This window comes from Noviherbaspirillum phoenicis (genome assembly GCF_047237965.1).
Classification (GTDB): domain Bacteria; phylum Pseudomonadota; class Gammaproteobacteria; order Burkholderiales; family Burkholderiaceae_D; genus Noviherbaspirillum_A.
The window spans coordinates 3144107-3167820 of sequence record NZ_JBDFLX010000001.1 but is presented as its reverse complement, the minus strand read 5'-3'; the positions used below and the strand labels follow the sequence as shown (position 1 = coordinate 3167820).

The 23714-nt window shown below is 58.7% G+C and carries 20 protein-coding genes; 12 read left to right on the top strand and 8 right to left on the bottom strand.

The window, feature by feature from the left end; translation table 11 throughout:
• Window positions 1–83: 83 nt before the first annotated feature.
• Window positions 84–1142, top strand: a complete 1059-nt coding sequence (locus tag ABC383_RS14235; protein WP_413014807.1) for an AbrB family transcriptional regulator — start codon at window positions 84–86, stop codon at window positions 1140–1142.
• 117 nt (window positions 1143–1259) lie between these two features.
• Here the strand turns inward: ABC383_RS14235 and ABC383_RS14230 are convergent, their stop codons facing one another.
• Complete coding sequence (locus tag ABC383_RS14230; protein WP_413014806.1) at window positions 1260–1751, bottom strand: asparaginase domain-containing protein; 492 nt, start codon at window positions 1749–1751, stop codon at window positions 1260–1262.
• A gap of 368 nt (window positions 1752–2119) precedes the next feature.
• Here ABC383_RS14230 and ABC383_RS14225 point away from each other — a divergent pair, with 368 nt between their 5' ends.
• Complete coding sequence (locus ABC383_RS14225; RefSeq protein WP_413016370.1) at window positions 2120–2869, top strand: L-asparaginase; 750 nt, start codon at window positions 2120–2122, stop codon at window positions 2867–2869.
• 46 nt (window positions 2870–2915) lie between these two features.
• Here ABC383_RS14225 and ABC383_RS14220 read toward each other — a convergent pair whose 3' ends face one another.
• Window positions 2916–3416: an MOSC domain-containing protein gene (locus ABC383_RS14220; protein ID WP_413014805.1), complete on the bottom strand. Its 501-nt coding sequence runs from the start codon at window positions 3414–3416 to the stop codon at window positions 2916–2918.
• Between the two features lie 262 nt (window positions 3417–3678).
• Between ABC383_RS14220 and cynS the strand changes: the two genes are divergently transcribed.
• Window positions 3679–4122, top strand: a complete 444-nt coding sequence (gene cynS, locus ABC383_RS14215; protein WP_413014804.1) for a cyanase — start codon at window positions 3679–3681, stop codon at window positions 4120–4122.
• Here cynS and ABC383_RS14210 read toward each other — a convergent pair.
• Window positions 4116–5126 carry a D-2-hydroxyacid dehydrogenase family protein gene (locus tag ABC383_RS14210; protein ID WP_413014803.1) on the bottom strand — a complete coding sequence of 337 codons (1011 nt, stop codon included), beginning with the start codon at window positions 5124–5126 and terminating at the stop codon, window positions 4116–4118. The two genes, cynS and ABC383_RS14210, sit on opposite strands and share 7 nt — an antisense overlap.
• A gap of 428 nt (window positions 5127–5554) precedes the next feature.
• On the opposite strand from ABC383_RS14210, the gene ABC383_RS14205 reads away from it, so the two are divergent.
• The 3 genes from ABC383_RS14205 to ABC383_RS14195 all read left to right on the top strand — a co-directional run bounded on the left by ABC383_RS14205 (window position 5555) and on the right by ABC383_RS14195 (window position 8348).
• A complete protein-coding gene (locus ABC383_RS14205) occupies window positions 5555–7414 on the top strand; it encodes a phosphoenolpyruvate carboxykinase (GTP) (protein ID WP_413014802.1) in 1860 nt (619 codons plus the stop codon).
• 184 nt (window positions 7415–7598) lie between these two features.
• Complete coding sequence (locus ABC383_RS14200) at window positions 7599–7859, top strand: hypothetical protein (protein WP_413014801.1); 261 nt, start codon at window positions 7599–7601, stop codon at window positions 7857–7859.
• A gap of 249 nt (window positions 7860–8108) precedes the next feature.
• The gene (locus ABC383_RS14195) at window positions 8109–8348 is read left to right on the top strand and encodes a hypothetical protein (RefSeq protein ID WP_413014800.1); all 240 of its coding nucleotides are present in this window, start codon (window positions 8109–8111) and stop codon (window positions 8346–8348) included.
• Window positions 8349–8399: 51 nt separating this feature from the next.
• Here the strand turns inward: ABC383_RS14195 and ABC383_RS14190 are convergent, their stop codons facing one another.
• The gene (locus ABC383_RS14190) at window positions 8400–11861 is read right to left on the bottom strand and encodes a two-partner secretion domain-containing protein (RefSeq protein WP_413014799.1); all 3462 of its coding nucleotides are present in this window, start codon (window positions 11859–11861) and stop codon (window positions 8400–8402) included.
• 221 nt (window positions 11862–12082) lie between these two features.
• Here ABC383_RS14190 and ABC383_RS14185 point away from each other — a divergent pair, with 221 nt between their 5' ends.
• From ABC383_RS14185 to ABC383_RS14175, 3 genes are read left to right on the top strand one after another with little or no spacing between them, the layout of a single operon-like run.
• A complete protein-coding gene (locus tag ABC383_RS14185; protein ID WP_413014798.1) occupies window positions 12083–13189 on the top strand; it encodes an S-(hydroxymethyl)glutathione dehydrogenase/class III alcohol dehydrogenase in 1107 nt (368 codons plus the stop codon).
• A gap of 52 nt (window positions 13190–13241) precedes the next feature.
• Complete coding sequence (locus ABC383_RS14180; protein ID WP_413014797.1) at window positions 13242–14120, top strand: pseudouridine synthase; 879 nt, start codon at window positions 13242–13244, stop codon at window positions 14118–14120.
• A gap of 28 nt (window positions 14121–14148) precedes the next feature.
• Entirely contained in the window at window positions 14149–15339 is a 1191-nt protein-coding gene (locus ABC383_RS14175) for an MFS transporter (RefSeq protein ID WP_413014796.1), read from the top strand.
• A 156-nt stretch (window positions 15340–15495) separates the two neighbouring features.
• Here ABC383_RS14175 and ABC383_RS14170 read toward each other — a convergent pair whose 3' ends face one another.
• Window positions 15496–15801: a hypothetical protein gene (locus tag ABC383_RS14170; RefSeq protein ID WP_413014795.1), complete on the bottom strand. Its 306-nt coding sequence runs from the start codon at window positions 15799–15801 to the stop codon at window positions 15496–15498.
• Window positions 15802–15960: 159 nt separating this feature from the next.
• Between ABC383_RS14170 and ABC383_RS14165 the strand changes: the two genes are divergently transcribed.
• Window positions 15961–16902 carry a LysR family transcriptional regulator gene (locus tag ABC383_RS14165; RefSeq protein WP_413014794.1) on the top strand — a complete coding sequence of 314 codons (942 nt, stop codon included), beginning with the start codon at window positions 15961–15963 and terminating at the stop codon, window positions 16900–16902.
• On the opposite strand, the gene ABC383_RS14160 is transcribed toward ABC383_RS14165, so the two are convergent.
• The 3 genes from ABC383_RS14160 to ABC383_RS14150 all read right to left on the bottom strand — a co-directional run bounded on the left by ABC383_RS14160 (window position 16883) and on the right by ABC383_RS14150 (window position 20284).
• Window positions 16883–18067 (bottom strand): MFS transporter, encoded by a 1185-nt coding sequence (locus ABC383_RS14160; RefSeq protein ID WP_413014793.1) that lies wholly within the window; start codon window positions 18065–18067, stop codon window positions 16883–16885. The genes ABC383_RS14165 and ABC383_RS14160 overlap by 20 nt on opposite strands.
• Before the next feature lie 274 nt (window positions 18068–18341).
• Window positions 18342–19112, bottom strand: a complete 771-nt coding sequence (locus ABC383_RS14155) for a 5'-methylthioadenosine/adenosylhomocysteine nucleosidase (protein ID WP_413014792.1) — start codon at window positions 19110–19112, stop codon at window positions 18342–18344.
• 296 nt (window positions 19113–19408) lie between these two features.
• Window positions 19409–20284, bottom strand: coding sequence for a LysR family transcriptional regulator (locus ABC383_RS14150; RefSeq protein ID WP_413014791.1), 876 nt, complete (start codon window positions 20282–20284; stop codon window positions 19409–19411).
• 116 nt (window positions 20285–20400) lie between these two features.
• Here ABC383_RS14150 and ABC383_RS14145 point away from each other — a divergent pair, with 116 nt between their 5' ends.
• Together ABC383_RS14145 and ABC383_RS14140 are read left to right on the top strand one after the other, a co-directional pair.
• Window positions 20401–21915 carry a CoA-acylating methylmalonate-semialdehyde dehydrogenase gene (locus ABC383_RS14145; RefSeq protein ID WP_413014790.1) on the top strand — a complete coding sequence of 505 codons (1515 nt, stop codon included), beginning with the start codon at window positions 20401–20403 and terminating at the stop codon, window positions 21913–21915.
• A gap of 24 nt (window positions 21916–21939) precedes the next feature.
• Window positions 21940–23565, top strand: a complete 1626-nt coding sequence (locus ABC383_RS14140; protein WP_413014789.1) for a GMC family oxidoreductase — start codon at window positions 21940–21942, stop codon at window positions 23563–23565.
• Window positions 23566–23714 lie beyond the last annotated feature (149 nt).

Below are 23714 nucleotides of genomic sequence, written 5' to 3'. Positions count from 1 at the left end.
ATGCTGGTCCGGACGCAAACCCTGTTGCCCTCTACAATACCGGCTGGCCGCATTTCGCACGCCCGATCACCTCATCCCGACCCATGCCGTTCGCCTCATCGTCCGATCTTCGTTCTTTCCTGCTGACTTTGCTGCTGGGCCTGGCTGCGGCCGGCCTGTGCAATCTCCTCCATACGCCCTTGCCGTGGATGATAGGGCCGCTGTTCGCAAGCGCCGCTGCCCGCATGGCCGGCATTGCGCTGTTCTGTCCGGCCCAGGTCAGGCAGGGCGGCCAGTGGGCAATCGGCACGGCGCTGGGCCTGTATTTCACGCCGCTGGTGCTTGGCGTGCTGGCCTCGTATGCGGTGTGGATCGTGGCTGGCCTGGCATTTGCGATGCTGCTCGGTCTGGCCGGCGCCTGGCTGCTGTCCCGGCTGTCTGACGTGGACCGCGTCACCGCCTTCTTCGCCATGGCGGTAGGCGGAGCGTCGGAAATGGCGGCGCAGGGTGAGCACCACGGCGCCGCGGTCGACCGCATCGCCGCCGCCCACAGCCTGCGCATCATGATGGTGGTGGCCATCGTGCCGTTCGCCTTCAAGTTTCTCGATGTGCATGGCGCCGATCCCTTCGTTCCCGGCGCCCGTGATGTGCACTATGACGGCCTGGCGCTTCTGGTGCTGCTGACCGCCAGCGGCGCACTGCTGCTGGGGCGCCTGCGCTGGCCGAACAACTGGGTGATCGGCCCGCTCGCGGTATCGATTCTGCTCACCGCCTTCGGCGTGAACCTGTCTGCGCTGCCGGAATGGATGACGCATTTCGGCCAGCTGTTCATCGGCATTTCCCTGGGTACCCGTTTTACGCCGGAATTCCTGCACACCGCGCCGCGCTATCTGGCCAGCGTGGCGCTGTGCGCATTGCTGGCCATCCTGGTGGCGGGCGGATTCGGCCTGCTGCTGGCCTGGGTCAGCGGCATCAACCCGGCCACTGCCATCCTGGCCACGTCGCCGGGCGGCATCGCCGAAATGAGCCTGACCGCGCGCACCCTGCAGCTGGGCGTGCCCATCGTCACTGCCTTTCACGTGATCAGGATGTCGGTGATCGTGCTCACCATCGGGCCGCTGTTTCGTTCGCTACGCTACTTCCAGGAGCGGGCAGACGCCTGATGCAAGGCGGAGCGGGAGCGAGGGAGCGGGGAACCAGGCAGCCGATGCGGCTGCCGCGCCGCCTGGCGGGTGAACGCCATGCGGCAAGCATCAAACGTCAGGGTTGAAAGTTGGCTGTCAGGGCTGCAGCGTCTCGAACACGCCCTGCGCCCGGTTCTTGCGCACATTGTCCCAACTGAACACCTGGCCGCTCATCGCAATATAAACGCCCGCCGGCAGGGTTTGCACCAGGCCGAAGGCCATGCCGAAATTGAACAGCGCATCCGAATTGGCGATGTCATAGGGGATCATTGCGCCGGTGATCACGATGGTCTTGTCCATCCCCGCCGGCCCCAGCAGGCGCGCGGTCTCCGGCATGGTATCGGTGCCGTGAACGATCACCAGCCGCTGTTCCGGCGCCCGGCTGCAGGCCTGCAGGATGCGCTCGCGGTCGGCGTCCTGCATGTCCAGCGAGTCCAGCAGGGGCAGTTGCTCCAGCCTCACCGGCTGGCTGATGCGGCTGCGGGCAATGACCGTCGGCAGCACGCTGGCGCCAAAGCCCAGCTTGCCGGCGATTTCATCGTAGTGTTTTTCAAAGGTGCCGCCGGCGGCAAGGATGCAAACGCTCATGACAGGGCAGAAGGAAGTGGCAGACCGCGGCTATCATAGTCCAGGAGCCTGCGCGGCAGAAGGACCGGCGGCTGCAACGCGCGAGAAAGCGGTTCGATTCGGTATTGCCGCCTGCGTCCGGGGAACCACCCTGGCTTGTCGCTGCGACCACACCTCCCTCGTTTTTCGCAGGTTTCGCATCGAAGCCTGTTGCCGTGCAGGCTCCCACCCGCGGCCACGCGAAAATTTTGCCGGGTCGGGAATTTCCGGCATGAATCATGAATCAAAGCATGGCATCCGCCTTTTCCCGCCCGGCGAAATTCGCCTGTCAGGCACGCGGCGAATACCGCTACACTGGCATCCTGCAAGCCCTCCTTTCCCTTTCGAACATGAAACCCGTTGCTCCCGGAACCGTTATTTTCCATCGCTATCGCGGCTATGGCGTGATCACCTCGGTCAACCTGTTGACCGGGTGGATCTCGGCGCGTTTCGGTGCGGAAGGGCGTACGCTGGACCTGAACCTGTCGTCCGACCAGGTGCAGCACGCGGATGGCGAGCCGATCCTGTTCCGGCGCCAGCCGCCGGCGCGGATGCCGCATGCGCGCCTGATGGAAATGGTGCGTGAACTGCACCGCGCCGGCTACCAGCGGCTCTATTTGTACAGCTGGCCCAAGGCGTCCGGCCTGCACTGGCGCTGGCATCTGTTCACCGGGCCGCGCAACTGGATGCAGCGGCCGTGGCGCGAGGGCTGGTATGGGTCGGGCGCCGAGTACAACCTCAATCCCATTATGGGCTGGGGCGACGCGCCGGGCGCCGACGCCCAGGAACTGGGCAGCGCGCTGGCCAGGTTCGATCCGCAGGGCATGGCCCAGGCCCTGGGCCGCGACCAGGACCATACGGCCTGGTTCGAGATGGTATGCGAAGCGCTGCTGCCGGACTACGCCTTCAGCCTGGGATGGGACCAGCGCCAGGCGCAACCGGAAGGCCTGCCGGTGATCGCGGTGCGGCGCGGCGTGCCGGACTATGCCGGCCCGGCGCTGCCGTGGCCGCCCGGCTGGGCCGGCCTCTGGACCAGCGTGCCGGCGATCCGGCTACTCAGAATAAATCCGGCTGGCGTCCCGTCCGACGACGTTCGTTGATCTGCGCAATGGACAACTGGCGCGGACCGGGCAGAAGCCGCGCCGTCTAGCCGGCATTGACCAAGCCCGGCTGCAGCACCTTGAGATAAAAGCCGGTGGCGCCGCTCTGGTCCATCAGCCTTGCCGCATTGGCCAGGCCCATCTTCACATTCAGCTTGAAGCAGGGCGTGCGCACTTCGCTGACCTCCATCAGCAGCCGCCCCAGCGCCAGCCGGTCGCCCAGCCAGACATCGTGTTCCAGCAGGCCCTCAATGGTCAGGTTCTCGCCCAGCGCGCCATAGTCCAGCGCCGCGTCGCCCTTGCCGGCGCGCCGCCGCTGCGCTTCCCAGAAGGCGTAATGCTCGACCGGATAGGCATACACCGCCTTGTTCGGACCGCCATGCAGCCTGCGGTCGGCCTGCGCATCGCCGTCCAGTCCCAGCCGTCCCACCACCACCGGCCCGGTGCGGGCCGCCTTGTGGATACCGGTCGCCACATGGCGTTGCGCCGCCGCCTGCGCGCCGAACAGGCTGCCCACAGGGGCGGTATTGACGCTGACGATCACCATCCTTGCTTCTCCTTCATCTTTTCAGGCGATTTGCGCCTGCCCGGCTTGACGACACCGGCCACATCGATCCGTGCACCGGCTTGCGACACCGCGCCGCACCTCGTCATGGGGCCATCCATCCTGGTGCCGCCTGAGCCGTTCGGGCGCAGAGCGCCCTGGCCCTGTGCAGGGCGCTCCGCTATGCACCACACTGGCGCTTCCAGCCCGCAATTTTATGGCATGGCTCTTGCTGAAACGGGCGGTCAACCACACAGGAGCAGCCATGGACCGCATGCAAGTCACCAGCAAGATACTCGCCGCCAAAGTCAGGAAAGGCCTGCAATGGCGCGACATCGCCACCCGCATAGGCCAGAGCAAGGAGTGGACCACGGCAGCCTGCCTGGGTCAGATGACCTTCACCAAAGCCCAGGCCACGGCGGCCCAGGACCTGTTCGAACTGAGCGACGAGGAAGCCGCCTGGCTGCAGATCGTGCCGTACAAGGGATCGCTGGCCACCGCGGTGCCGACCGATCCGCTGATCTACCGCTGGTATGAAATCGTGAATGTCTACGGCAGCACCATCAAGGAACTGATCCACGAGGAATTCGGCGACGGCATCATGAGCGCCATCGACTTTTCCATGGACATCCAGCGGCAGGAAGATCCCAAGGGCGACCGCGTTAATGTGGTCCTGTCCGGCAAGTTCCTGCCCTACAAGACCTACTGAGCCGGCCCGGAAGCCTTGCCTTCGAGCGCTTCGGGATTGAGCACATTTTTCGGCTCGCCCCTGGCGAAATCGACGACATTCTGGAAAGCCGCGCCGAAATACAGTTCGTAGCCATCCTTTTCCACATAGCCCAGGTGCGGCGTGGCCAGCACGTTCTCCATGCGCAGCAGCGGGGAATCGGGCGGCAGCGGCTCCTGCTCGAACACATCGATCGCGGCCTGGCCCGGGCGGCCCTGCGTCAGCGCCGCTTCCAGCGCGCCGGGCGCAATCAGCTCGGCCCGGCTGGTATTGACCAGGATGGCCGTCGGCTTCATTGCGGCCAAGTCGGCTGCCTGCACGATGCCGCGGGTGGCGTCGTTCAGGCGCAGATGCAATGTCAGCACGTCCGACTGCGCAAAGAATTCCTCCTTGCTGGCCGCTGCGCCGTGGCCGTCCTGGCGCGCCGCCTCCAGGCTGGGCGCGCGCCCCCAGACCAGCACCTTCATGCCGAATGCCTTCGCATAGGACGCCATCTTGCGGCCGATCTTGCCGTAACCCCAGATGCCCAGCGTCCTGCCTTTCAACGCCGCGCCGAGCCGGTTATGCTGCGGCGCCAGCGAGGCGGTCTGCCAGAGTCCCTGTTTCAGGTTGGCGCTGTATTGGGTGATGCGGCGGCTGGCTGCCATCACCAGCGCCCACGTCAGCTCGGCCGGCGCGGTGGGATCGCCGCTGCCTTCGACGATGGTCACGCCGAGCGACGTCGCGGCATCCACGTCCACATGGCCGCTGACCTTGCCGGTCTGGGAAATGAGCTTCAGATTGGGCAGTTTCTCGAGCAAGGCCCTGGAAATCGCCGTGCGCTCCCGGATCAGCACCAGCGCCTCATACGGCGCCAGCCGTACCGCCAGCTGCCCGACGCCGCGCGCGCTGTTGTTGAACACCTTGACCTCATGCCCGTCCAGCAGACGGAAACAATCGAGCTGTCGGACGGCGTCCTGGTAATCGTCGAGAATTGCAATTTTCATCAAGAATTCCTGGAATCGGGGGAGTGCGTTGGGAGGAAAAGAATTGTTTCGCGGGAAATGATAGCCCGCCTTTACCGAAAATGCAGAAGACGACCAAAAATGGCGCATTGCAGCAATTTCCAGAATAAAATTCTTCAATAAAACAATATGTTATCCATTAATAGCCTACTATTTCAGTCGGCTACTATTTCCTCCAAACTTGTGTTTGGTCATTGGATTTGCAAAAAAGACAGGTGTACAATCACCCACCATTTTGAGCAAGAGTCCGCTTTTCACCCTTGAGCCTGACGCTGTTTTCCAGCGCGGGCGGCGCGGCAGATTGCTAGCGTTTCGACAAGACCGCCGTGGCGCACCTTGCTGTGCCAGCAACAGCGACGATCCTGCCGTGCCGGGACAGATTTTTTTTATTGGCATTGGAGGTAGTACTCATGAATCAGCCTGTAATGAACGGCGTCACCGCCGTCGAGGCCCCGTCTTACGTCAAACACCAGAAACTGATCAGCTGGGTCGCGGAAGTCGCCGCACTGACCAAGCCCGACAGCATCTATTGGTGCGATGGCTCCGAGGAAGAATATAACCGCCTGTGCGCCCTGATGGTCGAAGGCGGCACCATGCAGAAGCTGAACCCGGAAAAACGTCCGAACAGCTACCTGGCCTGCTCCGACCCGTCGGACGTCGCACGGGTTGAAGACCGCACCTTCATCTGCACCGACAACAAGGAAGATGCCGGCCCAACCAACAACTGGATGGCCCCGGCCGAAATGCGCGCCACCATGAACGGCCTGTTCGATGGCGCCATGCGCGGTCGCACCATGTACGTGGTGCCGTTTTCCATGGGCCCGCTCGGTTCGCCGATCGCTCACATCGGCGTGGAACTGTCCGATTCGCCCTATGTGGCCGTCAACATGCGCATCATGACCCGCATGGGCCGCGCGGTGTACGAGGTGCTGGGCAGCGACGGCGAATTCGTGCCTTGCGTGCACAGCGTGGGCGCGCCGCTGGAGCCGGGCCAGAAGGACGTGGCGTGGCCATGCAACCCCACCAAGTACATCGTCCATTATCCGCAGACCCGCGAAATCTGGTCCTATGGATCGGGCTACGGCGGCAACGCGCTTCTGGGCAAGAAGTGCTTCGCGCTGCGGATCGCTTCCAACATGGGCCGCGAAGAAGGCTGGCTGGCCGAGCACATGCTGATCCTGGGCGTTGAAAACCCGGAAGGCAAGAAGCACTATGTCGCGGCGGCTTTCCCGTCGGCCTGCGGCAAGACCAACTTCGCCATGCTGATTCCACCGGCCGGTTTCGAAGGCTGGAAAGTCACCACCATCGGCGACGACATCGCCTGGATCAAGCCGGGCGCCGACGGCCGCCTGTATGCGATCAATCCGGAAGCCGGTTATTTCGGCGTTGCACCGGGCACCAACAGCGACACCAACTACAACTGCATGGCATCGCTGAAGGACAACACAATCTTCACCAATGTCGCGCTGACCGATGACGGCGACGTCTGGTGGGAAGGCATGACCAAAGAGCCGCCGGCGCACCTGATCGACTGGCAGGGCAAGGACTGGACGCCTGCAATCGCCAAGGAAACCGGCCGCAAGGCAGCCCACCCGAACGCGCGCTTCACCGTTTCGGCCACCAGCAACCCGGTGCTCGACCCGTCCTGGGACAACCCAGCCGGCGTGCCGATCTCGGCCTTCATTTTCGGTGGCCGCCGTTCGACCACGGTCCCGCTGGTCACCGAAGCGCGCGACTGGGTTGAAGGCGTCTACATGGCTGCCACCATGGGATCCGAAACCACCGCCGCCGCAACGGGCCAGCAAGGCGTGGTGCGCCGCGATCCGTTCGCGATGCTGCCATTCGCCGGCTACAACATGAGCGAGTATTTCCAGCACTGGCTGGAAATCGGCGAAAAGCTGAGCGCTACCGGCGCGACCCTGCCGCGTATCTACTGCGTCAACTGGTTCCGTACCGACGAGAATGGCCGCTTCGTCTGGCCGGGTTTCGGCGACAACATGCGCGTGCTGAAGTGGATGCTGGAACGCATCGAGGGCAAGGCTTCGGACGGCGTCGAACACCTGTTTGGCGTCACGCCACGCTATGAAGACATGCACTGGGACGGCCTGGAATTCGGTCGTGACAAGTACGAAAAGATCACCTCGATCGATAACAGTGCCTGGGAAGACGAACTCAAGTTGCACGCTGAACTGTTTGACAAGCTCAAGCACAAGCTGCCGCCGGCACTGGAAGCTGCCAAGGGCAAGCTGGAACAGCGTCTGAAGGCCTGAGGAACTAGGTAAGGGCGTAGCGCAGTTGTTCAGCAGGCGGTTGGTTAAGCGCCTGCTAAACATTTCCAGCGGCAAGCTATACGCCATGAGTAATCCTGGCGAACAAAAGGCGGGTAGAGGAGACACACAAGCGCGGCAGGGGAAACCTGGCCGCGCTTTTTATTTTCTCCTGTCAGGAATCCGCATGGCCGTTCTCATCATTGTCTATGACCTCAGCCCGGTTGGTGCTCCCTACTCTGACCTGGTCATTGCAATCAAAAAATTTCCATGGGCGAGGCTGTCGGCAAGTAGCTACGCAATCACCACCAATCTCACTCCTCAAACCGTATTCAATCAGTTGCGTCCCCTGGTGGATAGCGCAAGCAATCTATACGTCATAACCGGGCATAAGCCATTTACTGGCTACGGCCCGGAAGCTGTCAATAAATGGCTGCAGCAAATGTGACTGCAGCCAGTATCCGTCAGCAGTCCATGCTTGAGCCTATATCCGACGATGATGTAAAGGCTGACAAAAGGTCATCAATGCGCTCATAGGAACAGCAGCAGAAAAATACTCCCTCGGAAATTTTTGGTGTAATTAAGCGATCATCTGGTCTTCCACTTTCGATGCAGGGACTAGAGAATCTGTGCAACTTGCCAGTTCACAAACAGTCTGTCCTGCCTGAAGCCAAGCTCACTTACCTCCGGAGCTGCAATGTACATGGTCTACTGGACTGAAATAAGCGACGAAGCCCGTATCCCTTTCCAGGAGCTATTTCCGCAATCTGATTTGCGCGCTGCACTTGCGTTTATGGAAAAATTGCGGCAAAGGCAGCGTGCAGGAGACGGAATTTGCTTCGTGGTGATGTCTTCGGAAAATCCGGATTCAGTCGGCCATGCTGGAGCGGCCGATCCGCATCCGGACTATAAATGGCTCAAACGGCGAAAACAATGAGTCTGCGCTGACAAAACCATATCAGCGCTGCTCATTTAAAAAAAATTCATTTTACTCAGCAGGAATATTAATGCCTTGGTCCTTCAACGTCAGCACCACGTTATTGCGGCCCATCTTTCGGATTTGACGCGACTTCTGTGTTTGCTCGTCGTCCACATTTTGCCAGACAAGAGAATTACTCGATCTGACAAATTGATCCAACGGGTTGGTATTGAGAGCATTATCGCGGCCTTGATTACTGCCATTACCACTATTGTCAACGATGGTGCCGCCATTGCTCGAATCATTGGATGACGGCACATCTCGATTGCCGCCGCTATTGGCCTGATCAGGGCCGGCTGGAGTCTGTGGAGTCTGGCCGGAAGAATTTCCCAAGTTATTTCCCTGATTGCCGCCATTGTTGGCATTACCACCCCGATTTCCGGAATTACCGCCATCACTGCCGCTATTGCCGCTATTGCCGCTATTGCCGCTATTGCCGCTATTGCCGCTATTGCCGCTATTGCCGCTATTGCCGCTATTGCCGCTATTGCCGCTATTGCCGCTATTGCCGTTGTTGCCGTTGTTGCCGCTATTGCCGTTGTTGCCGTTGTTGCCGCTGTTGCCTGTTTGATCTCCACCGTTACCGATATTTCCACCCTGGCTTCCCCCACTGCCGCTATTATTGTCCGGGTTTTCCGGATTGGATTTTTCCCGAATAACACCTTTCGTATCCAGTTTGGCAATTTTGTAATTCGCCGTCACATCCCTGCCATTTTTGTCAAATATATTGACGTCTTTTACCTGCAGCGTTCGATTTCCTACTTCACTCGAATCAAATACCTGATTGGCAACCAGCCTTTCATCAATCGCCAAGCCATAATTGCTGGTCGAAGCGGATCCCGGCAATTCAGGAAGCAAACCGGAACTGCTTGATCCATCGAAAATGCGATCATCGGCAACAGCCTTTACAACGATAGGCCGCTGATTTATTTCGACTGTTACTGAATCCTTTACCATCGGCTTTTCGATCAGATAACCCTGCTGGTTCGACCAGACGTCTCTGTATGCAATTTTTGAATAGGATCCAGCATCTCCCCATGATTCAGATATGGGGGCAGGCGAAAATTGCACCGCTGCGGCATTGATGTTTTGATCGGAAAAGTAATATTTTCCGGCAGGAGAAACCGATTGCCCATCGTAAACCTTGCTTATATCCTGATCCAGTGAATAAACGGTAATCGGTTTCAGAAACGATTTCAGAAGCGGCAGGGAATAACCATCGTATCGATACCATTTATCCGCGAATTCAGGTTCGAGAGTGGCTGTTTTCAAATCGCTATACGTCAGTTTCCTGTTGATACTCGCAGTGTCGATATCGCCGAAATTCAATCCAGTGACAGTTGACTGTCCAGTGGTGTCATTGGACCAGTAAGCGTTACTGATCCTTCCGCCGTAGAAATTTGTTCCAGCTATGCCGCCTGATACTGATGCGCTGGTATCACCAGTCAACTCAATTTTTCCTGTCGCAAAAACCCGTTCCACAGATCCCATATTGAAGCCGACAATCCCGCCCAAGCCGCTGTTTCCGGAGACAGTGACGTCGCTATAAGCGTCGATAATCTGGCCCCTAACAAGACCACCGTCTTTCGTCCCCATACTATTTGAGCCGACCAGTCCACCCGTGAAAAGCGTTCTACCGGAGGTCATGATGTTTGGATCGCCTTCCGCGCGCACATAGCCGGTTGCATACACATTGGCGAGAACGCCACCATCGTTATCTCCAATGAATGTACCGACCGTGTCGCTTCCACGGACGTATGCATTGATCAAGCCCAGGTTCCTGATTTCACCTTCAGATTTACCGATAAGGCCGACATAATCCGTGGTCGGCCTGTTGATGTAGAGATTGGATATTGTGCGATTCATGCCGTCCAGCTTCCCGACAAATGGATTTAAATATGACGCTCCTATAGGCGTAAAGCCGGCGCCTCCATTCCAGTTCCTGGTTTCGCTCGCATCGATATCACGGCCCAGCGCATATTGACCGGAAAGATTCGTACTGATTTTCTGAAGTTGATCGACGTTATTCACCAGCATCCATAAATTGTATGGCGTCGTGATGAACCCGTTGTACATCGTGGTGTCTGTATAGCTGGCAACATTGGTGTACAAGTCAATTGCGCCATTGTTTTCCGCGCTTAATTTCCCTGGCCCTGAGAATTTCACGCTTCCCTTTCCGGAGCCAGCAATATCGGCATAGGCCAGCAAGCCGCCTGCTCCGACAGATACCGCCTCATTAATGGAAATATCGCCTACTGCCTTAAGGGAAAGCTTGTTTGCAGCTGAAGAGAATATCGGTTTATCGACGACGAGGTTCCCTGTGCCATCTGCTCCGGTCCCAAGTGCGTTGATAATGACCTTGCCTTTTTGCAGAGCCCGATCCAGTGCATTCTGGTGGATATTGCCCCAACCTTCGCCAATCGTTGCATTTCCGGCATTGACTGTCCAGGCGCCGTTCTTTCCCGCTGCGCCATTGGCATTAATGACGGCATCTGGATCGACATTCACAGTGGCGGCCGAAGTGCTTATCTCTCCACCCTGGTAATCCACACCTGATACGTCCAGCGTGCCGTTGACGGAGACACGTCCGCTATGCATGTCTGCCGATAATTCTATTTTTCCTGCCTTGTTTTTCAATGCCTGGGCTTCAATGATGCCTGTGTTGTTGACGACAGCGCTTTGAGCCTGGTCCAGGCTGTTTGCGCCTCTGGCAACCAAAGAAACCGTACCTCCCTGCGCCCTGATTTTTTTTGCATTTTCCACCAGGGCGGCAGCCGTTTCTTTGGAGATCGAATAACCGACCAGGGCATGATTGCTGAAATAGAGCGTGGCTTCTGCACCGGCTCCCATGAGTACAGATCCTGTCGGAGAATCGATGGTCCCATCGTTTCTCACCGTATCCGACAACATCACCACATAACCACCTTCGACAGCCGTAAACGAACCCGAGTTGGCGACGGAACGCGGCGTATTGCCATTTTTACGGAATGTATAATTGCTGGATAAAAAATCGGCGTCGCTGATGTCCAGGGTACTGGCCACGATGCCGCCAACATTTATTTGGGCATTCTCCCCAAATAAAACACCATTCGGATTAACGATAAAGATTCGGCCATTCGCCATTAATGCACCGTTAATCGTACTACTGTCCACTCCTGTTACGCGATTCAAGGTAATGGCGGTACTCGACGGCTGATTAAAGCGGACAGTCTCTCCCGGTGCGATATTAAATTGCTGCCAGTTGATCACTGCCTTATTACCGGACTGATTGATTGCAAGCGAATTATTCGAAGAAGTGATCCCCACGTCGCCAAATGCGACCGTGGGGTTCTGGGGTAATGCATAGGCGTTCGATGAGAAGATGCAGCTTAGGGTCATGCAGATGGGCAATTTTCTAAACCGAAATACATGAGAGTGGTTTTTCTGCAATTTTTTTTCAGGATGAAATGCAGTGCATTTTTTGTTCATCATCGTCGCCTCACAAAATGTGTACGGAAAACCGTTATTCGTCCAATCTATGCATTTCGATCCATTTGGAGAAAAATGATTAATAGAGAAAAACATAGTTTTCTTTTGTAGAACTTAAGGTTGAACACCGACTACGGATTTTTCGTTAATCGTTTATACTTTCCGTTTATCAGCACATCATCAGCACACGATAAGAAAAATATCGTCATTAAAAGGAATCATGAATGAAGACAAGAGCAGCAATTGCATGGAAAGCCGGTGCGCCATTGACCATCGAGGACGTTGATCTTCAAGGGCCAAGAGCGGGCGAAGTGCTGATCGAGGTGAAGGCCACCGGTATCTGCCATACCGACTACTACACCTTGTCCGGCGCCGATCCTGAAGGAATTTTTCCGTCGATTCTCGGGCATGAAGGCGCCGGGATCGTGGTCGACGTGGGGCCGGACGTGAAATCGCTGCGGCCGGGTGACCACGTGATTCCGCTGTACACGCCGGAATGCCGCCAGTGCAAATTCTGCCTATCGCAGAAAACCAATCTTTGCCAGGCGATACGCGCCACGCAGGGACAAGGACTGATGCCGGATGCGACCTCACGGTTTTCCATCGACGGCAAACCGGTTTTCCACTACATGGGCACCTCGACCTTTGCCAACCATATCGTCGTGCCGGAAATTGCCGTTGCAAAAATCAGGTCGGATGCGCCATTCGACAAGGTTTGCTACATCGGCTGCGGCGTGACTACCGGCGTGGGCGCAGTGCTTTTTACGGCCAAGGTGGAGGCGGGCGCGAACGTGGTGGTGTTCGGCCTGGGCGGCATCGGCCTGAACGTGATTCAGGCGGCGAAAATGGTTGGCGCCAACAAGATCATCGGTGTCGACATCAACCCGGACCGGGAAGCCATGGCGCGCAAATTCGGCATGACGCATTTCGTCAATCCCAAGGAGGTCGGGAACGTCGTTGATCACATCATCCAGCTCACCGACGGCGGTGCCGACTATTCCTTCGAATGCATAGGCAATACGACCACCATGCGGCAGTCGCTGGAGTGCTGTCACAAGGGCTGGGGCCAGTCCATTATCATCGGCGTGGCGGCGGCGGGCGAGGAAATCAGCACCCGGCCATTCCAGCTGGTGACGGGCAGGGTGTGGAAGGGCTCCGCCTTTGGCGGCGCGCGTGGGCGTACCGATGTGCCGAAGATCGTCGACTGGTATATGGAAGGCAAGCTCAACATTGACGACCTGATCACCCATACCTTGCCGCTGGATCGGATCAACGAAGGCTTCGATCTGATGAAACGGGGTGAATCGATCCGTTCCGTGGTTCTTTACTGAACATGGCCCATTGCAGGCGTCATCGGCCGGCGGCAATCAGGGCAGACGTGCCATGACGCTACCGATGCGCGATGGCGTGGCGCCCAGCTTTGTCATTTTGCCGGCAGGATGCAATGGCACCCTGCTTGACTTCCTGACGCAGCAGTTTCCGGCCATTTCCCGCGCGGTCTGGCAAAGCCGGCTGGCGCGTGGCGAGGTGGTGGACGACCGCGGCAGGGCCATGCAGGCCGACACGGCCTGCCGGCAGAATGCCAAGATCTTTTACTATCGGGAGCTGCCGCCAGAAACCCCGATTCCGTTCGAAGAAACCATATTGCACGTGGATGCGCACCTGCTTGTGGTTGACAAGCCGCACTTCCTGCCGGTGACGCCCACCGGACGATTTCTACAGGAGACCTTGCTGGTGCGGTTGAGGCGCAAGACCGGGCTCGCACATCTGTCGCCCATCCACCGACTGGACCGGGAAACCGCTGGCGTGATGCTGTTTTCAGTCGATCCGGCCAGCCGCGGGAACTACCAGTCGCTGTTTCAGCAAAGGGCTGTCAGAAAGGTGTACGAAGCCCTTGCCGGCCCGCTGCCTGGCGTTGGCTTTCCATTGACCTATCGCAGCCGCATGGTGGACGGCACGCCTTTTTTCCGGATGCAGGAAGTGCCCGGCGAGCCGAATTCGGAAACCGTGATCACGCCGATCGAAACCCGTGGCGCCCACGTGCTGTATCGCCTGGAGCCGCTGACCGGCCGCAAACACCAGCTACGGCTGCATATGGCCAGCCTGGGCATCCCCATCGTCAATGATGCGTTTTATCCGCAGGCCTTGCCATGCAAGGCAGACGATGTGTCTTCACCGTTGAAGCTGTTGTCCCGCTCGGTGCGCTTCATTGATCCGCTGAGCGGCGAGGCACGGCATTTCGCCAGCCGCCTGGCGCTATAGGACTACAGGAATTCCACCGTCTGACTTTATGAAACATGCAACCAGTATTCCTTCCACCGCTGTGCTTGCGCTGTCGCTGGCCGCTTTCGGCAGCGGCATGTCGCTGCGCCTGACGGATGCACAGCTGCCCCGCCTGGCAGCGGATTTTGGCGTGTCCCTGGCCAGCGCCTCCTATGTGATTACCTGTTTTTCAGTGGCATACGGCGTCTCGCAACTATTTTTCGGTCCTCTGGGTGACCGGTTCGGAAAATATCTCGTGATCGCCTGGGCAAGCGCTTGCTGTGCGATCACAGCATTGCTGTGCTCAATCGCACCGAATTTTCCTTCGCTGCTGGCGGCACGTTTTTTGGCCGGCGCCACAGCGGCTGCATTGATTCCGCTTTCCATGGCATGGATAGGCGATGTGATCGCCTATGAGGAACGGCAACCGGTGCTGGCGAGATTTCTGATCGGACAGATTCTCGGCGTTTCAGCCGGCGTATTCGTGGGTGGAATGGCTGCGGATTACCTAAACTGGCGCATTCCGTTTCTTGGCATTGCCATCGGCTTTGTGCTGATCAGCCTGAAGCTGTTTTCCCTGAACAAACGGTTGCCGGAACATGCCAGACAGACAGTACAGGGAGAAGGCGCTGCCGTGCGACGCATGATGCGCGAGTTTTCTCAAGTGTTGTCGGGCAGATGGGCCAGAGTCGTGCTGGCGACCGTGTTCCTCGAAGGTCTTTTCCTGTACGGCGCATTTGCGTTCATCGCCACCCATGTCCACGTGGTCCACGGCCTGCCCTTGTCCAGGGCGGGCCTGCTGGTCATGCTCTTCGGGTTTGGCGGCGTGCTGTTTGCCACGGCGGCAAGACTGCTGGTGCGCCGGCTTGGCGAGGCCGGGCTGACGCTCTGGGGCGGCATGATCGCCGCCTTGTCGCTGCTGGGCATCGGCGTGGGACCGCACTGGATATGGGCGCTTCCGGGCTGCTTCTTTGCTGGCGTGGGCTTTTACATGCTGCACAATACCCTGCAGATCAATGCCACGCAGATGGCGCCGGAACGGCGTGGCGCCGCGGTGTCGGCGTTTGCATCGTGCTTCTTTATCGGGCAGTCCGTCGGCGTCGGATTGGCTGGCCTGCTGGCCGATTACAGCAGCACAACCACTGTTCTCATTCTTGGCGCAGTAGGATTGCTGACGCTGTCGCTGAATTTCAGTCGACTGCAAAGAAAAAAGCTATAAAAAATGCCCCTCGAGACAACTGCCTGAGGGGCGAACCTTCCCGAGTGGGAGGAGGAGACAACCTGAAAAAACATCTGACGCAAACAAAAGTTTCTTCGATTGTTTCCAACTCAACCAGATTTATTAATAGAAGAGAAGATTGCTTAACCAGATCGCTTAACCGCGCGATGCAATTTGCCTCAGTTCAGCGGCCAGGTTAGGCTGGCTGCGGTCATACTTGCACGCCATGCTGTTGAGCATCGTAACGCCGCGCAGTTTTGCAGCGATGCGCCGCTCTTCCAGCGACTTGCGCGGCGCCATCATCAGGACGACGGCCTGGAGCAGGCCTTTGAGCAGGGGTTTGAACACCAGCAGCAAAGTGGCAAACAGGCTTACGCCGATCAGCGGTCGCGCAGCGCCAACGGCGACGCCTGCGAACGAGGCGGCGGCTTCAAGCGGAAAGGCAATAGACAAGAACGACATAACGCAACTCCCAACCAATTATTCTGTAAAAAAAAATCTTCAAAACACTCTTTTGTTGCGATGCAGTATAAGTAGGCATAAGATCGAAAGCCAATTTTCTGTTTGGATACCCGTTATGTTTCTCATGAATAAGGTTTGGACCGAAAAAGAGGTGGGCAGGTGAGCTTCCTGAGCCTCGATCTGAACCTTTTGCGCGTCTTCGATGCGGTCATGAGCGAGCAGAACCTGACCCGCGCGGCGAGTCGCCTGGCGATGACCCAGCCCGCGGTATCCAATGCGATCCGTCGCCTTCGCGATGCGCTGAAGGATGACATCGTGGTGCGGACCGCACATGGCGTGAAGCCGACCCCGAGAGCGGAAAGCCTGTGGCCGGCAGTGCGCAGGGCGCTCGCCCAATTGCAGGAAGCCGTGGCGCCTCATACGTTTGACGTCTCGCAGGCAACAGCGACCTTCCGGCTGGCGATGGCCGACGCAACCGCCGCGCTGGCGTTGCCCCCGCTGATGCGGTCGATTGAAAAGGAGGCGCCGGGCCTGAACATCAGGATGATGCCGCTCACCACCCGCGAGCCGCGCCCGATGCTGCTGCGCGCCGACATCGACCTGGCCATCGGCTTCTTCCCGGGCGTGGTGGCGCAGCTTTCCGGTGAACTGGCAACACCGATCAGACACGAGCGCCTGTATTCCGGCAGATATGTCTGTGTCATGCGGCGGGATCATCCGCTGGCCAAGGGGCCGCTGACGCTGGATGCGTATTGCAATGCCAAGCATCTGCTTGTCAGTTTTTCGGGGCGGGCCCGGGGGCTGGTGGATGATGCGCTGGCGCGCATAGGGCGGGAACGCCGCATCCTGCTCACCGTGAACCAGTTTTTCACGGCGGGCAAGGTGGTGGCCAATTCCGACCTGATTACGGTGCTGCCTCGCCATTTGATCGCTTCGACTGGCATCGGCGATCAAATGGTGGACCTTGAACTGCCGTTTGACATGCCTGATGTCCATGTGGACATGCTGTGGCACGAGCGCGATGCGCGCAACCTCGCGCACAAGTGGATGCGCGAACACCTGACGACCATCGCCGCGACCGCTAGTCCGCCGCCCGTTTGATATACCTGCGCCCGGCATCACGCACAGCCAGCCAGTAAGCCACGGTGGCCACCAGGCTGATTGCCAACAGCAGCCGCATCGTGGAGACCTGCCCGAGGCTTGCCAGCGCCAGGGTAAAGCCAAAGGGCGCCAGGGCGCGGGCGACGAAGGCGGGGCGGGCCAGCCGGCCCAGCAAGGTGGTGTAATCCTGGCGGCCATACAGTTCGGCCGGGACGATGCCTCTGACGATGGTCATCAATCCATTGCTGATGCCGTACAGCGCGGCAACCAGATAGGCCAGCCGCGTCGAGCCATCCAGCAGGAAAAGCGCTGTCATGCCCAATATCATTGCCGCGAATGTCAGGGTGCCGACGTGGACCGCGCGCGTATTGCGACCCATGCCCAGTTCCAGCAGGCGTCCGAGCACCTGGGTCGGCCCAACCAGCGCGGCAATCATGACCGCCTGCGCTTCGCTCAGGCCGGACGTGCGGAACATGCCGATCAGGTGGACTGACAATACCGACAGGACGAAGCTGCCCGACGCAAAGGCAAGCGCCAGCCACGCAATCCGGGGGGCCTGGCCCGTGGCCGCGGGACGGTCGGGAAGGCTGCCGGGCTTGCGTCCATTCCCGGGCAGCAGGCAGGCGTGCAGCGGCAGGCAGACCAGCAGCTGCAGCAGTGCATAGAAGAGCAGGGCCTGGCGCCATCCGGCCATGGCCATCAGCCATTGCGATACCGGCCAGGAAACCGTGCTGGCAAAACCGCCGAACAAGGTTAATCCGGTAACGGAACGGCGATAGGCGTCACCCGCAATCTGGTTCAGCGCCATGAAACCGGCGTCATATAAGCAGGCCGACATCGCACATCCAGCCAGCAAGGCCGCAGCAAACAGGCTTAAAGGCCCGCTGGCGGCTGCAAGCAGGCACAGGGCAAGCATGGCCATCACCGAACCCGCGCACAGCACCACGCGGGCGCCATGCGCTTCCATCAGCCTGCCCACTGCCGGCGCGGCCAGGCCGGAAATGGAGAGACTTAATGTAAAGGCGGCAAAGAGGATGTTCGAACTGACTTGCAAATCCTGCTGCATGCGCTCGCCCAGCACCGCAATCGGATAATAAAGGCTGCCCCAGGTAATGATCTGCGCGATGCCCAGGCCGCTCACGACGACCGTTAATGGCCTGTTCATTCAGGCTCCGCGATGTGGATAAGGCTTTGGATAAGCTGTGCAGGGTGTGGGGATAAAACGCGCTGAAAGCGGAACGGGATTCTTGGACAGAATCGCCCACTGTTGAATACAGGGCTTATGCAGGCTTTATGAAATTTCCAAGCGTTTGATTTCATATGCATTTTTATTGTTATCCACAATTTTGCGCATGCGTTAACAACTACTATTATCCGTATACAAAAGCTTTGATTAAATAAACGGCGTAAACCTGGCGCAGGGGTGTTAACAAACGCAGTCACGACAGAAGCGCACATAGCCTGCGCATCGTATGAAATGCATAGACGGAAGCAACGTGGCGAATGAAGGAAAGAAAATCGACCGCGGAGTCTTCGTTGGCGTTGTCTGAAATTGTCCGGATCACGGAAAACGGCACGTCAAATTCATGACATACCTGGGCAACCGCCGCGCCTTCCATCTCGACTGCCAGCAGATCGGGAAAATCCACCTTTAATTCTTGCAGTCTTGCAACGCCGGCAATGAACTCATCGCCGCTGGCGATTAATCCCTGGTGTATGCGGGGTTGCTGCAGGTTAAAGTTAAACCGGTTTTCTTCCGAGATTTCGGTCACCAAGTCCTGCTGCAGGAAGTGGCTGGCCGCTTCCAATAAATAACGATTGATTTTTGCATCGCTGGGAAATCGGGAAAGTCCAGTCAACGGAATTTCAAATCGCGGAAAAAGCGGGCGCGTGTCCATGTCGTGCTGGACGAGCTCACTTGCAATAACGATGTCTCCGACCCTCACTTCCGGATCGGCGGATCCGGCAACACCGGTAAATAGAAGATGCGATACCGCGAAACGCTCGATCAACATCGCTGCCGTTGCAGATGAAGCAACTTTTCCAAGCCTGGACAACACGCAGACGCAGTCGATTCCCCATAAATTTCCCTGAACGTAGTCTCTCTTGCCTAGCGTAATGGTTTTGGCGTCACGCATTTGCGTAATGAGACCCGCCTGTTCTTCATGCAGGGCGCTGATGATGCCGAATCGGTGCGGTTTTTTTTCCATTTCATCTCTTTCAAAGGCCCGGAAGACGCGTAAAACCGCGAATCTGGTTTTATCTTAAATAGCTGTATACAAATCTAGTAATAGTGTTAACCGGTGATTTTTTCTGTGAGTAAGTCAGTTAACGTCTTTCGAATCAATCACTTGGGTCGGGGATAAGGGCTGGATAAGCCTTGTATGTTAACGTGATAGCTTCTGAACAAAAATCGGAAGTTTTGAATATCCACGCTTATGCACAAGCGGGCAACCGGATATCCATAGAGTTGTCCACACCCCAAGCTGTTGAAAAGTAAGGAATTTCACCGTTCCCAAACGGTTTTCAACAGGGAAAAGACTGCCTGGATGATGGGTTCCTGGGCACGCCTGGCCAGGCAAACAAAGCTCAAATCCATTGCCAGGCTGACCTGGTCGGCAATTACCAGGCCGCGCGCCTGGGCTTCCCGCAATGCAACGGAATCCCTGGTCAGCGCCAGGCCAACACCGGATTTCACGAGATCGAGCATCGATGGTTCCTGGTCCACCATCGCCACCTTGTGTGGCGACACCTTGTGCTGGGCAAATACCCTGGTGAGCAGGCGGTTATGGGCCGATTCGGGAGGCGTCCAGATCCAGGGAAGGTTGGCCAGCGCTTTCCAGTCACGGCCGGCGACCCGGTTTTTCCATCCCTGTGGGGCCAGAACGTAGTAATTAAATGACGTCAGGGCCTGATAACTGAATTCCTTGCCTGGAATCCCAAGGTAAAAACCAACGTCGAGTCCGCCATTCCTGATCTGCTGAAGCACGGAGCCAGACATGCCTTGCTGAAGTTGTGTAGACAACTGCGGGTAAGATTCAACAAGTCGCTTTAAAAATGCGCCAAGCCGGATGAATTCCGGGTCGAGTATGGTTCCTATCGACAGTGTGCCGGACAGGGTGGAATGCAATGCATCGGCGCCCTGGCGAAATTCCATCAGGCTGGCCAGCACCCGCTCGGCAAAGGGAAGAAGCTTGGCGCCATCGTCTGTCAGCACCATGCCGGCTGCGGTGCGCTGAAAAAGCTGCAGGCCCAGCGTGCTTTGCAAGGCCTTTAATTGCAGGCTGACGGCGGGCTGCGTCAGGTGCAAACGCTCGGCAGCGCGTGTCAGATTTCCTTCATGGGCGATGGTGACGAAGGCACGTAACTGGTTGAAATCCATCAGTTTTAGCTTTATAAAAATTCCTTATATTGGTCGCCAGCATAACTCATTGGATTTGCCGGTTGGGCATCGTTATCCTGTGCGCCACCGAACATCAATCATTTATGAGGATTTCCATGAGCCAGCCCGCACGCATCGAGCACTTCATCAATGGCGCCGTCACGGCATCCACCGGCGACCGCAGCCAGGATGTAACCAATCCCGCAACTGGTGAAGTCAGTGCCCAGGTGGCGCTGGCCAGCGTGGCCGATGTGAATGCGGCAGTGGCGGCGGCAAGCGCTGCGGCGCCGGCCTGGGCCGAGACGGCGCCGCTGAAGCGCGGACGTATCCTGTCGAAGTTCAAGGAACTGATAGAACGTCATCATGACGACCTGGCCAGGGCGATTACCCGCGAGCACGGCAAGGTGTTTTCGGATGCGAAAGGGGAGGTGATCCGCGGTCTGGAAATCGTTGAATTCGCCTGCGGCGTGCCGCAGCTCCTGAAAACCCAGTTCACCGACAATATCGGCGGCGGCATCGACAACTGGCAGCTGCGCCAGCCGCTGGGCGTCACCGCCGGCATCACGCCATTCAACTTCCCGGTGATGGTGCCGCTGTGGATGGCGCCGGTGGCGCTGGCAACCGGCAATACCTTTGTCCTGAAGCCCTCCGAGCGCGATCCGTCGCCATCGCTGATGATGGCCGATCTGCTGAAACAGGCCGGGCTGCCGGACGGCGTCTTCAACGTGGTGCAGGGCGACAAGGTGGCGGTGGATGCGCTGATCCAGCATCCGGACGTGAAGGCGGTGTCCTTCGTCGGCTCGACCCCGATCGCCGAATACATCTATACCGAAGGGGCGCGCCGCAAGGGCGCCTGGCCGTTGCGGGTGCAGGCGCTGGGCGGCGCAAAGAACCACCTGGTGGTGATGCCGGACGCGGATCTCGACCAGGCGGTGGACGCGCTGATCGGCGCGGCCTACGGCTCGGCTGGCGAGCGCTGCATGGCCATTTCGGTGGCAGTGGCGGTGGGGCAGGTGGCCGACAAGCTGATCGATGCGCTGATACCGCGCGTGAAGTCGCTCAAGGTGATGAACGGCATGGAGGACGCGGCCGAGATGGGGCCGGTGGTCAGCGCACAGCACAAGGCCAAGATCGAAGGCTATATCGAGGAAGGCGTGCGCGCCGGCGCCCGGCTGCTGGTCGATGGCCGCGGCCTGAAGGTGCCTGGCCATGAAAACGGCTTCTTCCTGGGCGGCACCCTGTTCGACCAGGTCACGCCGGACATGAAGATCTACCAGGAAGAAATTTTCGGGCCGGTGCTGTGCGTGGTGCGCGTGCCCGACCTGAAGTCGGCGGTGGAACTGATCAATGCCCATGAATATGGCAACGGCGTGTCGCTGTTCACGTCGGACGGCAATACCGCCCGCGAATTCTCGCGCCGCATCGAGGTGGGCATGGTGGGCGTGAACGTGCCGATCCCGGTGCCGATGGCCTGGCATTCCTTCGGCGGCTGGAAGCGCTCGCTGTTTGGCGACGCCCATATCTATGGCGAGGAAGGCGTGCGCTTTTACACCCGCTACAAGTCCATCATGCAGCGCTGGCCGCAGTCGATCGACAAGGGCGCGGAATTCACGATGCCGGTGGCGAAGTAAGGCTGAAAGACAGGGGAGACGACAGTGGAATCGGCAGGCAAATTTGATTACATCATCATCGGCGCCGGCTCGGCCGGCTGCGTACTGGCCAACCGCCTGACGCAGGACCCCAATGTGTCCGTGCTGCTGCTGGAAGCGGGCCGCAAGGATGACTATCTGTGGATCCATATCCCTGTCGGCTACCTGTATTGCATCGACAATCCGCGCACCGACTGGCTGTACCGCACCGAGGTCGATGCTGGCCTCAACGGACGCAGCCTGGTCTACCCGCGCGGCAAGGTGCTGGGCGGCTCCTCGTCCATCAATGGCATGATCTACATGCGCGGCCAGTCGCATGACTACGACCAGTGGGCCGCGCTGACCGGCGACGACAGCTGGCGCTGGGACGCGGTGCTGCCGCTGTTCAAGAAGACCGAGGACTACTACAACGGCGCCGATGAATTCCATGGCAGCGGCGGCGAGTGGCGGGTGGAAAGGCAGCGCCTTAAATGGGAAATCCTGGAAGCCTTCCGCGACGCGGCGGAGCAGGTGGGTATTCCAAAGACCGCCGACTTCAACCGCGGCGACAACAATGGCTGCGGCTACTTCGATGTCAACCAGCACCGCGGCATACGCTGGAACACCGCCAAGGCCTTCCTGAAGCCGGCCAGTAAGCGCAGCAACCTCACCATCATGACCGGCTGCCATGTGCAGCGGCTCAAGATTGCGTCGACTGAACGTGGCAAGGTCTGCACCGGCGTGGAATTCACCGGCGGCGGCCGTGCATGGACTGCGGACGCCACACGCGAAACCCTGCTGTCTGCCGGCGCCATCGGCTCGCCGCAGATCCTGCAGCTGTCGGGCATCGGACCGGGCGCGCTGCTGCAGCAGCACGGCATCAAGGTCGAGCTCGATGCGCCCGGCGTGGGCGATAACCTGCAGGACCACCTGCAGATCCGCATGGCCTTCAAGGTGCGCGGCGCCAAGACCTTGAATACCATGGCCAGCAACTGGTTCGGCAAGATGAAGATCGGCATGGAGTACATGTTGAACCAGAGCGGCCCGATGTCGATGGCGCCATCGCAGCTCGGCGCCTTCACCCGCTCCGACGCCAATCAGGCCACGCCCAACCTGCAATACCATGTGCAGCCGCTGTCGCTGGAACGCTTCGGCGAGCCGCTGCATCCATTCCCGGCCTTTACCGCCAGCGTCTGCAATCTGCGGCCGACGGCGCGCGGCCATGTGCGCATTGCATCCGGCGATGCATCGGCGGCGCCGAAGATCACTGCCAATTATCTGAGCACGCCGGAAGACCGCAAGATTGCTGCTGAATCGCTGAAGCTGACCCGCACCATCGTCCATGCGCCGGCGATGAAGAAGTATGCGCCCGAGGAGTTCAAGCCCGGCGCGCACCTGACCACCGACGAGGAACTGGCCCGTGCGGCAGGCGACATCAGCACCACCATCTTCCATCCGGTGGGCACCTGCAGGATGGGTCGCGACGACGATGCCGGCGCCGTGCTCGACAGCCAACTGCGGGTGCGCGGCGTGGCCGGGCTGCGTGTGGTGGATGCGTCCATCATGCCGGTCATCACCTCCGGCAATCCGAATTCGCCCACCATCATGATTGCCGAAAAGGCGGCTGCGCTGATACGGGCAGGCTACCGCTGAATGACCTCGCAAAGCTGCACTGAAATGACCTTGCAAAGCTGCCTAGACAGCATGCTCCTTATTTGTTGAACAAGCGCAGCAGGCGCATGTATGATGCGCTAGCGCAAAATACAGTAACAAAGCTTGACGCACGGTAGTTATACCGTATT